We start from the raw sequence: 15,212 nt of genomic DNA, 5'->3' as shown, positions 1-15,212 counted from the left end.
CACCGCGCGCCAAATTGTCGTGGGTTATAGGGATGGGGCGCTGACGTGCAAGGGGCAAAGCAGCCTTTGCGCAAGGTGGCCAGCGGCTATGCGTGAACCGATGAGCTGTGCCGCGCGTTGAGCCATGAACACCCCAGCAAAGGACACCGCGACCATGCCCCCCAAAGCCCTGATCTTCGGCTCGATCGGCACCCTGGCCGAGATCACCGATCTGGAACGCCGAGCCTTCAACGCGGCCTTCGATGAACACGGGCTGGACTGGACATGGGATGAGGAGACCTATGCCGACCTGCTGACGGAACCCGACGGTGAGCGCCGGATCGAGCAATACGCCGCGCAACATGATACGGAGGTGGACGCCATGTCGCTGCATGCCTCCACCATCAAACACCTGTCCTGCCTCGTGGACGACGAAGGCCTGCGCGCGCGCCCCGGGGTGTACGAGATGGTCTCGAACGCCAAGAAGGCGGGCGTGGCACTGGGCTTCGCGACGACAGCTTCCCCGGACACGCTGACATTGATGTTCAGCGGGTTGTTCCCCGATCTGCCGCGTTCGGTCTTCGACTATATCGGCAGTCATGAGGACGTGACCCGCAACAAACCCGCGCCCGACATCTATGAGGTGACGCTGAAGGAGTTGGGCGTGGCGGCGGGCGATGCGCTGGCCATCGAGGACACGCCGGAAGCCGCCCGCGCCGCCGTCGCCGCCGGGATCGAGACGCTGGGTTTCGCGCACAGCTTCAGCACCGGGCGCAGCTTTCCCGACGGCGTCGAAGAGGTGGACATCCTGCCAGTGGACATTTTCGCGGACGAAACACCGGCCGCCTGACCCGGCGGCGCAACCCTTTCCTGCTTGACTTCCCGTGCCGTGCACGGTGTATCGGGCCGATAAATTCTCCGCCCGAAGGATCACGATATGCACCCTTACCGCACCCATACCTGCGCCGAACTCACCAAGGAGAACGTGGGCGAAACCGTCCGCCTGTCCGGCTGGGTCCACCGCGTGCGCGATCACGGCGGGCTGCTGTTCATCGACCTGCGGGACCACTACGGCACCACACAGGTCATGGCCGACCCCGACAGCCCGGTCTTCGCCGAGATCGAGAAAGTCCGCTCGGAATGGTGCATCCGCATCGACGGTGAGGTGAAGGCCCGCGACGAAAGCCTTGTGAACCCCAAGCTACCCACGGGCGAGATTGAGGTCTTCATCCGCGACATGGAAGTGCTGGGCAAGGCGGAAGAGCTTCCCCTGCAGGTCTTCGGCGATCAGGAATACCCCGAGGAAACCCGCCTGAAGTATCGCTACCTCGACCTGCGGCGCGAGAAGATGCAGGACAACATGAAGCTGCGCTCGGACGTCGTGGCCTCTATGCGCAAGCGGATGTGGGATCAGGGCTTCCGCGAATACCAGACGCCGATCATCACCGCATCGTCGCCCGAAGGAGCGCGCGACTTCCTCGTGCCGTCGCGTCTGCATCCGGGCAAGTTCTATGCGCTGCCGCAGGCCCCGCAGCAGTTCAAGCAGCTCATCATGGTGTCGGGCTACGACAAGTATTTCCAGATCGCGCCCTGTTTCCGCGACGAAGATCCCCGCGCCGACCGTTCGCCCACGGATTTCTACCAGCTTGATATGGAGATGTCCTTTGTCACCCAGCAGGACGTCTTCGACACGATCCAGCCGGTGATCACCGGGATTTTCGAAGAGTTCGGCGGCGGCCGCAAAGTGGACCAGACGTGGGAGCAGATCAGCTACCGCGATGCCGCGCTCTGGTATGGCACCGACAAGCCCGACCTGCGCAACCCGATCAAGATGCAGGTGGTCTCAGAGCACTTCAAAGGCTCCGGCTTTGCCATCTTCGCCAAGCTGCTCGAGCAGGAGGGCACCGAGGTTCGCGCCATTCCGGCCCCCACCGGCGGCAGCCGCAAGTTCTGCGACCGGATGAACGCCTTCGCCCAGAAAGAAGGCCTGCCCGGCATGGGCTATATTTTCTGGCGTGAGAAGACCGCCGACGCTGTAGCGCAGGAATTGGGCATTTCCGTCAAAGAGGCACAGGCCAAGCTGAAATCCGGTGAGGTTGAGGGCGGCATGGAAGCCGCAGGACCACTTGCGAAAAACATCGGGCCCGAGCGCACCGAGGCGATCCGCCAGCAGCTGGGCCTGAATATCGGCGACGCGGCCTTCTTCCTTGGCGGCAAGCCCAAGACGTTTGAAGGTGTGGCCGGCAAGGCGCGGCAGGTCATCGGCGATGAGCTGGGCCTGACCGACACCAACCGCTTCGCCTTCGCCTGGATCGTCGATTTCCCGATCTACGAACGTGATCCCGAAACCGGTGAGATCGACTTCGAACACAACCCCTTCTCGATGCCGCAAGGCGGGATGAAGGCGCTGGAGGGCGACCCCGAGGACGTGCTGGGCTACCAGTATGACCTCGCCTGCAACGGCTATGAACTCGTCTCCGGCGCGATCCGGAATCACAAGCCCGAGATCATGTTCAAGGCCTTCGAAATTGCAGGCTATGGCCCCGAAGAGGTGCGCAAGCGCTTCGGCGGTCTGGTCAACGCCTTCCAATACGGCGCGCCGCCCCACGGTGGCTGTGCGGCTGGCGTGGACCGGATCGTGATGCTGCTCGCCGATGCGGACAACCTGCGCGACGTGATGATGTTCCCGATGAACCAGCGTGCCGAAGACTTGATGATGGATGCGCCGTCGGAACCCACGAACGAACAACTGCGCGAACTGGGCCTGCGGGTTCTGCCGCCTGAAAGCTAAGCCAAAAGGCTAATCAATCGAAAACGGGCGGGGATCATCCCCGCCCGTTTGCGTTTTATCCAGTAAAATCAGTCTTCCAGACTGTCTTCGCGCTTCTCGTCGATCAGCTTGCGCTCCTCCTTCTTGCGCTCTTCAAAGCGTTTGCCGTAGCCCTCGATCTCCTCCTCGGGGATCACTTCCTTGGCCCGTGTGAACACCTCATCCTCTTCCTCGTCGATGTGGTGTTCGTAATCGTGCTTGAGCGTTTTGAACTTGGTCAGCCAGCCAGAGCTTGCCATGTCCATCTCGTTCAGCTCTTCCATCAGATCGTCGAGCTGCTGGTGTTCATGCACCGAATGGCGGGCAGAATCCTGGCCCCATGTTTTGGAAATCAGCTTCGAATAAAAGGTCTCTTCCTCGGCCGCCGCGTGGGACTTCACGTCGTGATAGAACCGGTCCCAGGCCTTTCGGCGCTCGTCGCTGTCGCCCGACGTATCCTCAAGCGTCTTGAGCAATTCGCGGTGGTCGTCGTGGTCGGCTTTGATCGCGTCGTAAATGTTCGGCATGGTTCTATCCCGTATTGGTGGTCACTACCTCATCAACGCCCGGCGCTGCATCCCGGTTCCGCTGGTGCGCCTTTCATCGCCGGTTTCGCGAACCTGCGGCAAAAGCCGTGCACACGGGGCCGGGCGCCCCTATATCATGGGGGTACGACCCCAAACGGAAAGGCCCCTTACCCCCGTGTCCTTCGATCCCATCCTTGCTGCGATCCGGTTCGGAACGGGTTTGTCGCCCGTGATCCTGCCGCCCGCGTCCGTGGACGAGATGCTTGATTGGCTGGCCGGTCCGGACGAGGCGGCGCAGCGCTTTCCCATTCCGACCTACGCCGATGTCTATCCTTCGCCGCGGGACTTCCGCGCGGCGACACTTGCCATCAATTCAGCCCCCGATGACGCCGCCGAAGCCGCCGCACGGGTGCTGCGCGATGATCTGCGCGCGGCGGGGCGCGAAGCGGTGATCGCTTTCATCAAAGCGGAAATGGCCCGCGCCGCCCACGGGCGCGACGGCTTCCGCGAACGGCTCACGCGGTTCTGGGCGGATCATTTCACCGTGCGTCCGGTCAACGGCGGCGCGCGCCATCTGGTGTCGCCCTACATCGAAGAGGCGATCCGCCCCAACGTCACGGGCCGCTTCTACGACATGCTCATCGCGGCCGTCGAAAGCCCGATGTTGATTCTCTATTTCAATCAACACCAGTCCATGGGGCCGAACAGCAAGGCGGCGGAACACAATGATCGCGGGCTGAACGAAAACCTCGCGCGGGAGGTGTTGGAGCTGCACACCCTCGGCGTGGGCGGCCGCTACGACCAGACCGACGTGCGCGAATTTGCCGAACTGCTCACCGGGGTGACGGCGAACGCCCGCAGCGGCGCGTATTTCCGCGCGCAGCAGGCCGAACCGGGGGCCGAGACGGTTCTGGGGCGGACCTATGGCGGGGCCGAGGAATCCATCGAGCACGTGCGCCACGCCCTGCGCGATCTGGCACGCCATCCGGACACGGCCCGCCATCTGGCCCATAAACTGGCCGTGCATTTCCTGTCAGCCCGACCCGAGGCCGATCTGATCGACGCCATGGCCCGCGCTTATCTGGACGGCGACACGCATCTGCCCGCGATGTATGAGGTGATGCTGCGGCACGCATCCGCCTGGCAGCCCCAGCTTGAAAAGGTCAAGCAACCGGTGGACTTCGTGGCCTCGGCCCTGCGCGCGCTGGCGGTGCCGGAAGGGGTGATCCGTGACGCCTCCATGCAGCGGGTGCGCCAGTTGATCCAGCGGCCCCTGTCCGTCATGGGGCAGACGTGGCAGGCCCCCGTCGGCCCCGACGGCTGGCCGGAAGCGGATGAGGCTTGGGTCACGCCGCAAGGCATGGCGGGCCGCATCACCTGGGCGATGCGCGTACCGGAACGGCTGCTTGAGTCCTTGCCCGACCCGCGCGAATTCGTGTTCCACGCCCTAGGCCCGAACCCGCCCGAAGCGGTCGTCTTTGCCGCCGGGGCCGCAGAAACCGTGAGCGACGGCATCGGGCTGGTGCTGGCCTCTGCCGCGTTCCAAAGGAGGTGACGATGCCCGCTCAACTTGATCGCAGACGGTTCCTGATCGGCGGCGCGGCGCTGGGCTGCTCGGCTGCAGCCTCGCCCTTTGTCACACCGGTGGCGCTGGCCGCAGCACCCTGGGACACGCGCCTTGTCGTGGTGATCCTGCGCGGCGCCATGGACGGGATAGACGTGATCCAGCCCTACGGCGACCCCGCACTTGCCGCGCTGCGCCCCACGCTCCTGACGGGTGAGGCGGGCGGCGCCCACGACCTGGACGGATTCTTCGCCCTGCATCGGCATTTCGCCCCCCTGCTGCCGCTTTGGCAGGCCGGTGAGTTCGGGGCCGCGCACGCGGTCTCGACCCCCTACCGGGACAAACGCAGCCATTTCGACGGGCAGGACATTCTCGAAGCGGGTCTGCCGGACCTGACGGGGGGCGGTCTGCGCGATGGCTGGCTGAACCGCATGTTGCAGGTGGTGCCGGGGCTGGAACCCGAGGTCGCCTTTGCCATCGGACGCGAACAGATGCTTGTGCTCACCGGCGAGGCCTCCGCCGCGCGCTGGTCGCCGGATGCCGAGTTGCGCCTCTCCGCCAATGCGCGGGCGCTGCTCAACGTGGTGCATCACGACGATCCGCTGTTCCGCGATGCCTCGGACGATGCGGTGGCCATTGCCGAGCAACTCTCGATGGAAACCGCCATGGCCGCCGAAGCCGCCGACCGGATGGCCGACGATCCGATGATGCAGGCGGTGCAGCGCAGCGGCGAACACGTTGAAATCGCGCAGTTTGCGGCGGACCGCCTGCGCGGAGACACGCGGATTGCTTCGTTCTCGATCAACGGATGGGACACCCATGCGCGCCAGCAGAACACGCTCCAGCGCGGCGCGCGGGCGCTGACCGATACCATTCTGACGTTGAAGGCGGCGCTGGGGCCGGTCTGGGGCAAAACCGCCGTGCTCTGCCTGACCGAGTTCGGCCGCACCGCGCGCGAGAATGGCAGCGCGGGCACAGATCATGGCACTGGCGGCGCGATGCTGTTTGCCGGCGGGGCCTTGCGCGGGGGGCAGGTGCTGGGGCAATGGCCGGGCTTGGGCGAGGGCGACCTTTATGCCGGTCGCGACCTCATGCCCACGCGGGACGTGCGTGCCTATCCGGCCTGGGTGATGCACGACCTGCTGGGCATCGCGCCGGATGTGCTGGAACAGGCGATCTTTCCGGGGCTTGAACTGGGGGCGAACCCTGGCATCGTCTAGGGCGGTCTTGGCTAGGGCGGTTGGAACCGTGCCCCGCACGCAGTCTGTTCCGGGTCAGGTGTCCGCGTGGTGCATGGCGGGGGGCGGGGCCTCGGCCAAACGGGTCTGGGCCTCGAATGTGGTCGCGCCAAACAGGGCCGCCGATAAGAGCAGGGCACCCGCCGACAGCGCCAGCCAGTCCAGCACCGGGTTGTGACGCTCCTCGGCCCAGAGGTTTTGCACGAATCGTTCCAACATGACGCCCCTCCTGCTGCGGCGAACGGATAGGGCGGGTATGGGGGGCGATTGTGGCAGTTTTCTGCCGAAGAGGGGGCATTCCTTCGAACGCGACCGGCCAGAGGCACACAGCGGACCTGAGCGACACCCGCGCTGAACAGAGTCTGAATACTGGCCCGGTGACCGCGACCGTCGGCCCGTCACCCTAGAGAACAGCGGTTTCCGCGATCCGGTCCTGCACAAGATCGGTCAGCCGCGCCACCTGCCGGTCCACGTCAAGGCCCTTGGAGTAGAGGTCTTCGAGCTTTGCCACCTCCTGTGCGAGGGGCCGATCCTCGGTGCAGCGGGCCAAACCGCTCAGGAACTGGGTCAGATAACGCATGCTGCGGCGATCCTCGGCATCCGCCAGCACCATGGCCGCGGCCGCAAGATCGTCCCGCAGGGCCACCTGATCGGGCACGACCACCTCGTCCGAGAGGACGCGCAGACCCTTGGGTTGGCGATCTTCGGGCAGCAGCGAGAGAATCTTCGACTGGAAATAGCCGATACTGGTCAAGGGTTTGGCCAGAAAACCATCGGCCCCGGCCTTGTGGGCCAAAAGCTCGCCATCCGGGTCGCCCGAGGTGCCAAGGATCGCCTCAACCCGGTTGTGCGCCCCGGCCAGATTGCGGATCAAATCCACGCCCGAGCCATCGGGCAATCCGATATCGACGATCACGACCGAAGGCCGGTAGGCGGCCAAATGGCGATGCGCGTGAAACAGGCTGTCCGCCCGCCGGATCCGCGCGCCAGACCGCAGGCACAGCAGGCGCATCGCGTCCGAGGCGAAGCGGCTGTCCTCAACCACCAGCACGGTCAGGCCCAGCAAGGGGCGGGCCGCCGTGGGCGGGCGGGCTTGCATGAAAGTGTCCAAACTGTCCATCGTCGTGTCCTGTCCATATCTGCGTCTACGCCCACTAGACGGCGGGATGGTGAATCTGGCGTTAACGCTGCGGGAATTTCCGTGCTGCGACATGCTGGCCGTTGCGGGCGGGCGACGCTTGCCCGATAAAGCGGCCAAAGCTGACCCAAGGGGGACCCGATGATCGGACGATTGAACCACGTGGCCATTGCCGTGCCTGACCTTGACGCCGCCTGCGCGCAATACCGGGGCGCCTTGGGCGCGGTGGTAGGCGCTCCGCAGGATGAGCCAGATCACGGCGTCACGGTGGTTTTCGTCGAGCTGCCCAACACCAAGATCGAATTTCTCTATCCCCTTGGCGATAACAGCCCGATCACAGGGTTTCTTGAGAAGAACCCCGCAGGCGGCATCCACCACATCTGCTACGAGGTGGACGACATCATGGCCGCGCGCGACCGGTTGCAGGCCGAAGGCGCGCGGGTTCTGGGCAGCGGAGAGCCGAAGATCGGGGCCCATGGAAAGCTGGTCCTGTTCCTGCACCCCAAGGATTTCAACGGCTGTCTGATCGAACTCGAAGAAGCCTGAGCGGCACGTCCCCCGGGGCGGCTCCGCAGCAAAGGAAAAAAGGAACGAACATGGGTATCACCTCGGCCATCGTCTTGCTGATCGTCGTCTGGTTCATGGTGTTTTTCGTTGTGCTCCCCTTGCGCAACGTGACTCAGGAAGAAGCGGGCGAGGTTGTGCCCGGCACCCATAAATCCGCCCCGGCCAACGCCAACGTGGGCGGCAAGGCGCGGCTGACCACGCTGATCGCAGTGCCGATCTGGGCGGTGATCATCGGCGTGATCCTGTCGGGCTGGATCACCATCCGCGACATCGACTGGTTCGACCGGATGTCCACGCCGCAAAGCGTCCAGCAAAGCACCGACTAGGGCCGGCCTCAGCCGGGGGTCCGCGCCAACCGGTGATAGAGATGGGTAAACGTCGCGGCCCCCAGAATCGGGATGATCAGGTTCATGATCGGAATGGTCAGCGGGATCGCCATCAGCACCCCGGCAATCCAGATCTGCGGCAGATGCCTTTGCCGCATCGCCTTCGCCCCCGCCCGGCCTTCGCGACGCAAAGCGGCAATGGTGAAATATTCCCGACCCAGCAAGAAGCCGTTGAGCGCATAGAAGATCGGCAGGGCCAGGAACGGCAGGAAAACATAGGCGACCAGCGCCGCAAGGTTCGCGCCGATCAGCACGAAGAAGAACACCACCGTGTCCTGCGCCGCCTCCAGGAAGGGCACCTTGGGCGCTGGCATGAGCGCGGGGTAATGCTTTGCCTCGACCGCGTCGGCCACATCTTCCAGAAAGAACGAGGTGATGGCACTGGCGACGGGGATCATCAGGAACACCGACATCAACAAAAACACGCCCAGCCCGCCCCAGGACAGCAAACTGCCGATCCAGGTGACTTCGCCCACGAAGGGCAGGGTGAGCGGCCCGTCGGCAAAACTGTCGACCAGCCACAGATAACCTGCGTAAAGCCCGACGAGCAGCGCCACGGTCAGGCCGAGCCCCAGAAACAGGACCCGGCGGAAGGCGCGATCGTCCAGCTGCCCCAACGCTTTCGCGAAGTCCGACAGGATCATGCGCTGCGCCAGGTCGTCTTGGCGGCGATGTCCGGGCGCGGCCGCTCCGGCGGGGTGCTCGTCTCGGTGCCGATGTGGATCAGCCCCGCGACGCGTTCATTCGGGGTCAGGCCCAGCCCTTCGATGCAGAACTCCGGATCGTGCGACGCCCAGCCCGACAGCCAGTTCGCGCCCCAGCCCGACGCCAGCGCCGCGTTGAGCAGCGACAGACAGACCGCGCCGGCGGAATAGGTCTGCTCGATCGGCGGGATCTTGTCGGACAGGACCGGGCTTTCGATCACGGCGATCACCAGATCCGCATCGCGGAACTGCGCCAGCACCTTGTCGCGCTTGTCCTCAGGCACGTCCAGCGCTGCGGCCCGCGCGGGCACCATCCCGGCCAGCCGCTCCAGCGCGGGCTTTTCCAGCACGATGAACCGCCAGGGCTCAAGCTTGCCGTGATCCGGAGTGCGCGCCGCTGCGGTCAGAAGCAGCTCGATCTCGGCCCGGTCGGGCACGGGGCCGCGCAACGTCTTGGCCGGACGAGACCGGCGGCTGAGAAGAAAATCGAGAGCGGCTTGATTACGCTTTGGCATGGAACCTCCTTGGTGTTGCGTCTCACATATGCCTTTGCGCGCCGGGGTTCCAGTGGGGCGCAGGGTCGCGCCCGGACCCGCGCCACGGGCCCGCGGCGGAACCAATGGCCCGGAGGAGTGTTGTGCGGGTAAGCCTACCCCAGAACCGGAGCCCCGAGATGAAAACAGAAACCACCGACAATGGCCGCCTCGACGTCTGGACACCGCAAGAAGTGTCCGAGGCCCTCGCCAAGGGTGAGATCACCCTCATCGACGTGCGCAGCCCCGAGGAGTTCACCGTCGAACGCATTCCGGGCGCTTTGCTGTTCCCGATGCAGGGCTTTGAAGCACGACACCTGCCCGCGCAAGGCGACAAGCCCATCGTGCTGCACTGCGGCTCGGGCATGCGCTCGGGCAAGATGGCGGACAAGGTGTTGGCCGACCAGAAAGGCCCCATCGCCCACATGGACGGCGGCATGGGCGCGTGGAAAAAGGCGGGGCTGGATTATATCGCGATCAACAAGGCGACCGGCGCGCCCGAAGTGACACGGGACGACTGAATGGCCCGGGCCACCTGCGCGGCGTCACAGGGCCTCGGCCATCTCGGCCAGCCATTGCTCGACAAAGCGGTCGAAGGCCGCCCCCGGCTGTCGCAAGGGGAAGACGTCACCGAACGGGTCCGGCGCGGTGATCGCACTGCCCGACATTTCCTGCAGGACGTGATGCCCGCAAAACGGCACGTAGGCCTCGGAATAGCCCCCCTCATGCGCCATCATCAGACGTCCACCGCAAATCTCATCGGCCAGCGTCATGACCTGCTGCGTCATCATCCGAAAGGTCTCGGCCGTGGCGAGCATCCGCCCCAGCGGATCAATCGCCGCTGCGTCAAAACCACAGGCGATCACGATCACATCGGGCTGAAACGCGCGGATCTGCGGCAGGATGATCCGCTCCAAGGCCGCAAGATAGCCCCGGTGCCCCACGCCCGGCGGCAAAGGCACATTGAGGTTCGCGCCCGTCCCCTTGCCGCGCCCGCGATCCGCGAATTCGCCGGTATCCATCGGATAGTTCCGCTCCTGATGGATCGAAATCGTAAGCACATCGGGATCCTCGTAGAAGATCGCCTCGGTGCCGTTGCCGTGATGCACATCCCAGTCCAGCACCACCACCCGCTCGGCCAGCCCCTTGGCCCGCGCGGCCTCAATCGCAATGGCAAGGTTGGCCATAAGGCAGAACCCGTTGGGGTAATCCGGCAGGCAATGATGTCCCGGCGGGCGCGACAGCGCATAGGCGTTGCGCAGCTCGCCCCGCAACACCGCCTCCAACGCCGCCACGCTCAACCCCGCCGACAGCGCCGCAATCTCGTAACCGCCGGGCCCGAACGGCGTGCGCCTCCCCATCTCGCCGCCGCCGGCATCCGATGCGGCTTTGAAGGCATCGAGATAGGACGCCGGATGCACCCGCAACAGATCCTCGTGCGCAGCCTCAGCCCCGCCACGCAGGGCCAGATCACCGGACAACCCCGTCACATCCATCAGGTTTTTCAGTCGCCGCTTGCTCTCGGGGCTCTCGGGCAGGCCGCCGCTGGCCACGGGCTGCACCAGCCCGCCCACGGGCAACATTCCCGCATAATTTCCGCCCCCGTGCCAGAAACACCGCTCGTCCCAAAAGAACCCCGTGCTCATCTGCGCCTCCCCCTGCTTCTCTGGTTCTCAAATACCTGCTGCACCGCCCTCACGTCTCGTCCTTGCGCAGCCGGTAAGACCCCTCGGGCAGGTCCAGCGCCATGGATAGGTCGCGCAGTTGCGACAGCGACAGCGTGATGGTCACCGGCATGTCCGTGCGGCTGTCCACTTGGGTCACGGTCACGCAATCGTCAAAGGCCGAGATCACCACATCTTCGGTGAGGTGCGGCCCCGCCTCATCCACCAGTGTGACCACCGTCGCGTCGAATTCGTGTTCGATTGTAAACATTTGGCCCCCTTTGCTCTCACCCTGCCTGCGGCGACGCGTCGTGGCAAGCCCCGGCGCGGACCGGCTTGCCCGAACGGGGGCGGGGCGGGCAGGGTGGTTGCCCGGCGTGGCCTACCTGCGCTAATCAGGCGCACGCACCCCCGATCCCCCACCACGCGCCCTGCGTCCCATCACGCGTGACCGAAAGGAGAGTTCGATGCCCAGACCGTCCCCCCTGCGCAGGCTCGGGTTTGCCGCCCTCGCCATCAGCAGCCTTGCGCTGTCTGCCTGTGGCCCCGTGGTCGTGCAGCCCGCACCCGGCCCCGCGCCTCAGACCGGCCCCACGCCTTCGGGCATTCCCACCCCGGCGCCGGTGTCGGAGATTCCGCGCAACCGGCGAGCCATGGAACGCGCTTTCGTGCAGGTCCTGAACCGCGTTGAACCGGTGGCCGAACGGGAATGCCGCGCCCGCGCGCGCGGGTTGAACTGCGACTTCCTGATCGTCGTCGACGACCGGCCCGGCCAGCCCGCCAACGCCTTCCAGACCGTGGATGAGCAGGGCCGCCCGATCATCGCCTTCACCCTTGCGCTGATCGCCGATGCGCGCAACACCGACGAGATCGCTTTTGTCATGGCCCACGAGGCCGCCCACCACATCCGCGACCACCTCAGCCTGCAACGGCGCAACGCGACGCTGGGCGCGGTGGTCTTCGGGCAGTTGGCCGGGGTGACCGGCGGCGGAGCGGACTCCGTGCGCACCGCGCAGGAACTGGGTGCGGCGGTGGGCGCGCGCACCTATTCCAAGGATTTCGAACTCGAAGCGGACCGCTTGGGCGCGATCATCACTGCCAAGGCAGGCTACGACCCGTTGCGCGGTGCGGACTTCTTCTTCCGCATCCCCGATCCGGGCGACAAGTTTCTGGGCACGCATCCGGCCAACGCCGCCCGCATCGCCGCCGTGCGCCAGACGGTCGCCGGGCTCTAGCCACGTCTGACTGAAGGATAGGGCAGCGGAACAGGGGGCGCCGCACCTCAGGCGGTCGCGGGCACGCTCAGCGCGATGGCGGCGAAGAAACAGGCCGAGGCGGTCAGCACGAACCCGTGCCAAACCGCATTCTGGAACCGCCATTCGTCAAGGCTGAACAACACCGCCCCGATGGAATAGACCAGCCCACCCGCCACGATTAGCGCCAGCGCCGCGCCGGGCACGACAGGGACCAGCGACGAGACGAGCAGAACGCTCAGCCAGCCCAGCCCCACGTAGAGCCCCGCGCCGAACCGGCCTGGGCGCGCCCAGAAGAACAGCTTCGCCGCCGCCCCAATGGCGGCCAGCGTCCAGACCAAAGCCAGCACGCCATAGGCGAACGCCGACCCGATCATCACCACCAGCGGCGTATAGGTCCCGGCGATTTTCAGATAGATCGCCGCGTGATCGATCCGCCGCAACAGGTGGCGCGGACGCTCCCACGGGGTGAAATGATAACAGGTCGAGGCGATGAACGACCCGATCAGCGCCACGCCGTAGATCCACAAGCCCGCCAACATCCCCAGCGACGAGGTGCCGCTCACCCAGACCATAAGCACGATGGTCGCGATCAGCGCCGCAAGGATGGCGACGATATGCACGGCGAAATCCGCGATCCGCTCGCTGCGGCTGAACTGGGGATATGGGTCGGCTCGGGTCATGCCCTCAACCTAAGTCAAGATCCTGCCGGAAATAGGGTGCCGTTACGTCATTTTGGCGTCACATTGCCACGACGTGCAGCGCTTGCACCCCGCAGGCCTCTGGGACAGGGTGCTGCCATGACGCCGCCAATGACCATTTACGAAAACATCCTCACCGATCGCGGTTCGAAATACGCGGTCTCGGGCGGGCCGTGCGACAGTGCCCAAGCGGCGAAGGCCTTTGTCAAAGCCCTGTGCCGCAAGAAGAAATTCGCCAAAGCCACGCATAACACATGGGGGCTGATCCTGCCTGACGGCACGCCGCTCAAGAACGACGATGGAGAAGCCGGCGCCGGCATGGTGATCCTGCGAATGCTGGAGCGCGAGGGCCGGCAGGGCGAGATCGTCGTCGTGACCCGCTGGTTCGGCGGCACCCATCTGGGCGGAGACCGCTTCCGCCGCGTGCAGGACGCCGTGCGCTACTACTTCGACGCGGGGTAGGGCGACGCGGGCAGCGGGGCTTTGCCCGTTCATTCGGGAAAACGTCATCTGGACGTTTTCAACGTGGGCTGGGTCTCCGACCATGTTTGGCTGAATTGATCCACCGGATCAATTCCGGGACGCCGGGGGCGCCCGTTCATTCGGGAAAACGTCATCAGGACGTTTTCTAGTTCCGAATGAACCCCCAAAGATCATACTCGCCGGCTTCGTCCACCTCGACCTGCACGATCTCTCCGACCTTCAGCCCCTCCGTCCCGTCGTCGATGAACAGGTTGCCGTCGATCTCCGGCGCGTCGGCCTTGGTGCGGCAGGTGGCCACGCCGTCGGCGTCGATCTCGTCCACGATGACGTCGAGCGTCTGTCCCACCTTCGCGGCCAGCTTGGCTTCGGAAATCGCCTGCGCCTTTGCCATGAAACGCTCCCACCGGTCCTGTTTCACCTCGGCGGGGACGTGGTCGGGCAGGTCGTTCGACCGCGCGCCGGCGACGTTTTCGTATTGGAAACACCCGACCCGGTCGAGCTGCGCTTCGTCCATCCAATCCAGCAGCACCTGAAACTCGTCTTCGGTTTCGCCTGGATAGCCGACGATGAAGGTCGAACGCAGCGTGATCTCGGGGCAGATCTCGCGCCACGCGGCGATCTCGTCCAGCGTCTTTGCCGCCGCCGCAGGCCGCGCCATGCGCCGCAGCACATCGGTGCTTGCGTGTTGGAAGGGGATATCAAGATAGGGCAGGATCAGACCTTCGGCCATGAGCGGGATCAACTGGCGCACATGGGGGTAGGGATAGACGTAATGCAGCCGCACCCACGGCCGCTCCGCTGCGCCCAGTGCCCCCAGATCCCGCGCCAGATCGGTGATATGCGCGCGGTGTCCGCGATCCTCGGCGTGTTTGATGTCCACCCCAAAGGCGCTGGTGTCCTGCGAGATCACCAAAAGCTCTTTCACGCCACTCTCGACCAGTTTTTCCGCCTCACGCACCACCGCATGGGCCGGGCGGCTTTGCAGACGGCCACGCATGTCGGGGATGATGCAGAACTTGCACTTGTGATTGCAGCCCTCGGAAATCTTCAGATAGCTGAAGTGCCGCGGCGTCAGGCTCACCCCGCTGGCGGGCAGCAGATCGACAAACGGATCGGGCGCGGGCGGGACCACGCCGTGCACCGCATCGAGCACCTGTTCGTATTGGTGCGGACCGGTCACGGCACGAATTTGCGGATGATGTTCGCGGATATACTCCGGCTCGGCGCCCAGACAACCGGTCACGATCACCTTGCCGTTTTCTTGCAGGGCCTCGCCGATGGCCTCAAGCGACTCGGCCTTGGCGGAATCGAGAAACCCGCAGGTGTTCACGATCACCGCATGGGCCCCGGCGTAATCGGGGGAAATCGCATAGCCCTCGGCCCGCAGCCGCGTCAGGATGCGTTCACTGTCCACCAGCGCCTTGGGACACCCCAACGAGACCATGCCGATGGTCGGCTGGTCCCCTTTGCGGCCCGCGCGGCGGCTGTCTGGGGTCTGGATTTTCGGCGCAAGGTCAGGCCTCGCGCCAAGGTTCGGGGGGGTCTTGGTGTGCTCCATGGGGTCCTATATCCTCCGATCAAGGCTGCGAAAACCCCCGTTTGCATGATAGTGACGCGCCGTTCCGACCCGCAGGGCGCATCCGGTCCGCGCGGGGGGCTCGCGCGT

Annotated in this window: 18 protein-coding genes; 9 read left to right on the top strand and 9 right to left on the bottom strand. The window is 65.2% G+C overall.

Features of this window, described 5'->3' with window-relative positions:
• Positions 1-154 precede the first annotated feature (154 nt).
• Together DC363_RS09380 and aspS are read left to right on the top strand one after the other, a co-directional pair.
• Positions 155-829: an HAD-IA family hydrolase gene (locus tag DC363_RS09380; protein ID WP_158270860.1), complete on the top strand. Its 675-nt coding sequence runs from the start codon at positions 155-157 to the stop codon at positions 827-829.
• A gap of 87 nt (positions 830-916) precedes the next feature.
• On the top strand, positions 917-2,770 hold the full coding sequence (aspS, locus tag DC363_RS09375) for an aspartate--tRNA ligase (RefSeq protein ID WP_108640886.1): 1,854 nt from the start codon (positions 917-919) through the stop codon (positions 2,768-2,770).
• A gap of 68 nt (positions 2,771-2,838) precedes the next feature.
• Here aspS and DC363_RS09370 read toward each other — a convergent pair whose 3' ends face one another.
• A complete protein-coding gene (locus DC363_RS09370) occupies positions 2,839-3,315 on the bottom strand; it encodes a hemerythrin domain-containing protein (RefSeq protein ID WP_108640885.1) in 477 nt (158 codons plus the stop codon).
• A gap of 175 nt (positions 3,316-3,490) precedes the next feature.
• Here DC363_RS09370 and DC363_RS09365 point away from each other — a divergent pair, with 175 nt between their 5' ends.
• Entirely contained in the window at positions 3,491-4,870 is a 1,380-nt protein-coding gene (locus DC363_RS09365) for a DUF1800 domain-containing protein (protein ID WP_108640884.1), read from the top strand.
• A 2-nt stretch (positions 4,871-4,872) separates the two neighbouring features.
• Positions 4,873-6,099, top strand: coding sequence for a DUF1501 domain-containing protein (locus DC363_RS09360; RefSeq protein WP_108640883.1), 1,227 nt, complete (start codon positions 4,873-4,875; stop codon positions 6,097-6,099).
• 54 nt (positions 6,100-6,153) lie between these two features.
• On the opposite strand, the gene DC363_RS09355 is transcribed toward DC363_RS09360, so the two are convergent.
• Both DC363_RS09355 and DC363_RS09350 read right to left on the bottom strand, forming a co-directional pair.
• Positions 6,154-6,336, bottom strand: a complete 183-nt coding sequence (locus DC363_RS09355; protein ID WP_108640882.1) for a hypothetical protein — start codon at positions 6,334-6,336, stop codon at positions 6,154-6,156.
• A 184-nt stretch (positions 6,337-6,520) separates the two neighbouring features.
• Positions 6,521-7,237: a response regulator gene (locus DC363_RS09350; protein ID WP_108640881.1), complete on the bottom strand. Its 717-nt coding sequence runs from the start codon at positions 7,235-7,237 to the stop codon at positions 6,521-6,523.
• 159 nt (positions 7,238-7,396) lie between these two features.
• Between DC363_RS09350 and mce the strand changes: the two genes are divergently transcribed.
• Positions 7,397-7,801 carry a methylmalonyl-CoA epimerase gene (gene mce / locus DC363_RS09345; protein ID WP_108640880.1) on the top strand — a complete coding sequence of 135 codons (405 nt, stop codon included), beginning with the start codon at positions 7,397-7,399 and terminating at the stop codon, positions 7,799-7,801.
• A 50-nt stretch (positions 7,802-7,851) separates the two neighbouring features.
• Positions 7,852-8,148 carry a DUF1467 family protein gene (locus tag DC363_RS09340; RefSeq protein ID WP_108640879.1) on the top strand — a complete coding sequence of 99 codons (297 nt, stop codon included), beginning with the start codon at positions 7,852-7,854 and terminating at the stop codon, positions 8,146-8,148.
• 8 nt (positions 8,149-8,156) lie between these two features.
• On the opposite strand, the gene DC363_RS09335 is transcribed toward DC363_RS09340, so the two are convergent.
• Entirely contained in the window at positions 8,157-8,852 is a 696-nt protein-coding gene (locus DC363_RS09335; RefSeq protein ID WP_108640878.1) for an EI24 domain-containing protein, read from the bottom strand.
• Positions 8,849-9,427, bottom strand: coding sequence for a nitroreductase family protein (locus DC363_RS09330; protein WP_108640877.1), 579 nt, complete (start codon positions 9,425-9,427; stop codon positions 8,849-8,851). The genes DC363_RS09335 and DC363_RS09330 overlap by 4 nt, the downstream gene beginning before the upstream one ends.
• Positions 9,428-9,585: 158 nt before the next feature.
• On the opposite strand from DC363_RS09330, the gene DC363_RS09325 reads away from it, so the two are divergent.
• Complete coding sequence (locus DC363_RS09325) at positions 9,586-9,966, top strand: rhodanese-like domain-containing protein (protein WP_108640876.1); 381 nt, start codon at positions 9,586-9,588, stop codon at positions 9,964-9,966.
• A 24-nt stretch (positions 9,967-9,990) separates the two neighbouring features.
• Here the strand turns inward: DC363_RS09325 and DC363_RS09320 are convergent, their stop codons facing one another.
• Both DC363_RS09320 and DC363_RS09315 read right to left on the bottom strand, forming a co-directional pair.
• A complete protein-coding gene (locus DC363_RS09320) occupies positions 9,991-11,091 on the bottom strand; it encodes a class II histone deacetylase (protein WP_108640875.1) in 1,101 nt (366 codons plus the stop codon).
• Between the two features lie 49 nt (positions 11,092-11,140).
• Positions 11,141-11,380 carry a hypothetical protein gene (locus DC363_RS09315; protein ID WP_108640874.1) on the bottom strand — a complete coding sequence of 80 codons (240 nt, stop codon included), beginning with the start codon at positions 11,378-11,380 and terminating at the stop codon, positions 11,141-11,143.
• A 196-nt stretch (positions 11,381-11,576) separates the two neighbouring features.
• Between DC363_RS09315 and DC363_RS09310 the strand changes: the two genes are divergently transcribed.
• Positions 11,577-12,344: a M48 family metalloprotease gene (locus tag DC363_RS09310; RefSeq protein WP_108640873.1), complete on the top strand. Its 768-nt coding sequence runs from the start codon at positions 11,577-11,579 to the stop codon at positions 12,342-12,344.
• A gap of 47 nt (positions 12,345-12,391) precedes the next feature.
• Here DC363_RS09310 and trhA read toward each other — a convergent pair whose 3' ends face one another.
• Positions 12,392-13,045 carry a PAQR family membrane homeostasis protein TrhA gene (gene trhA / locus DC363_RS09305; protein ID WP_108640872.1) on the bottom strand — a complete coding sequence of 218 codons (654 nt, stop codon included), beginning with the start codon at positions 13,043-13,045 and terminating at the stop codon, positions 12,392-12,394.
• 129 nt (positions 13,046-13,174) lie between these two features.
• Between trhA and DC363_RS09300 the strand changes: the two genes are divergently transcribed.
• Positions 13,175-13,525, top strand: a complete 351-nt coding sequence (locus tag DC363_RS09300; RefSeq protein WP_108640959.1) for a YigZ family protein — start codon at positions 13,175-13,177, stop codon at positions 13,523-13,525.
• Positions 13,526-13,691: 166 nt separating this feature from the next.
• Here DC363_RS09300 and rimO read toward each other — a convergent pair whose 3' ends face one another.
• Positions 13,692-15,104, bottom strand: a complete 1,413-nt coding sequence (gene rimO / locus DC363_RS09295; RefSeq protein ID WP_108640871.1) for a 30S ribosomal protein S12 methylthiotransferase RimO — start codon at positions 15,102-15,104, stop codon at positions 13,692-13,694.
• Positions 15,105-15,212 lie beyond the last annotated feature (108 nt).

Source organism: Thalassorhabdomicrobium marinisediminis (genome assembly GCF_003072065.1).
Classification (GTDB): Bacteria; Pseudomonadota; Alphaproteobacteria; order Rhodobacterales; family Rhodobacteraceae; genus Octadecabacter; species Octadecabacter marinisediminis.
Note: the sequence above shows the minus strand (reverse complement) of the source record. Positions and strands in the feature narration are given on the sequence as shown.

Excerpts from the sequence above, each read along its gene's own strand:
- DC363_RS09380 (WP_158270860.1), top strand. The coding sequence starts at position 155 with ATGCCCCCCAAAGCCCTGATCTTCGGCTCGATCGGCACCCTGGCCGAG.
- aspS (WP_108640886.1), top strand. The coding sequence starts at position 917 with ATGCACCCTTACCGCACCCATACCTGCGCCGAACTCACCAAGGAGAAC.
- DC363_RS09370 (WP_108640885.1), bottom strand. The coding sequence starts at position 3,315 with ATGCCGAACATTTACGACGCGATCAAAGCCGACCACGACGACCACCGC.
- DC363_RS09360 (WP_108640883.1), top strand. The coding sequence starts at position 4,873 with ATGCCCGCTCAACTTGATCGCAGACGGTTCCTGATCGGCGGCGCGGCG.
- DC363_RS09355 (WP_108640882.1), bottom strand. The coding sequence starts at position 6,336 with ATGTTGGAACGATTCGTGCAAAACCTCTGGGCCGAGGAGCGTCACAAC.
- DC363_RS09350 (WP_108640881.1), bottom strand. The coding sequence starts at position 7,237 with ATGGACAGTTTGGACACTTTCATGCAAGCCCGCCCGCCCACGGCGGCC.
- mce (WP_108640880.1), top strand. The coding sequence starts at position 7,397 with ATGATCGGACGATTGAACCACGTGGCCATTGCCGTGCCTGACCTTGAC.
- DC363_RS09340 (WP_108640879.1), top strand. The coding sequence starts at position 7,852 with ATGGGTATCACCTCGGCCATCGTCTTGCTGATCGTCGTCTGGTTCATG.
- DC363_RS09335 (WP_108640878.1), bottom strand. The coding sequence starts at position 8,852 with ATGATCCTGTCGGACTTCGCGAAAGCGTTGGGGCAGCTGGACGATCGC.
- DC363_RS09330 (WP_108640877.1), bottom strand. The coding sequence starts at position 9,427 with ATGCCAAAGCGTAATCAAGCCGCTCTCGATTTTCTTCTCAGCCGCCGG.
- DC363_RS09325 (WP_108640876.1), top strand. The coding sequence starts at position 9,586 with ATGAAAACAGAAACCACCGACAATGGCCGCCTCGACGTCTGGACACCG.
- DC363_RS09320 (WP_108640875.1), bottom strand. The coding sequence starts at position 11,091 with ATGAGCACGGGGTTCTTTTGGGACGAGCGGTGTTTCTGGCACGGGGGC.
- DC363_RS09315 (WP_108640874.1), bottom strand. The coding sequence starts at position 11,380 with ATGTTTACAATCGAACACGAATTCGACGCGACGGTGGTCACACTGGTG.
- DC363_RS09310 (WP_108640873.1), top strand. The coding sequence starts at position 11,577 with ATGCCCAGACCGTCCCCCCTGCGCAGGCTCGGGTTTGCCGCCCTCGCC.
- trhA (WP_108640872.1), bottom strand. The coding sequence starts at position 13,045 with ATGACCCGAGCCGACCCATATCCCCAGTTCAGCCGCAGCGAGCGGATC.
- DC363_RS09300 (WP_108640959.1), top strand. The coding sequence starts at position 13,175 with ATGACCATTTACGAAAACATCCTCACCGATCGCGGTTCGAAATACGCG.
- rimO (WP_108640871.1), bottom strand. The coding sequence starts at position 15,104 with ATGGAGCACACCAAGACCCCCCCGAACCTTGGCGCGAGGCCTGACCTT.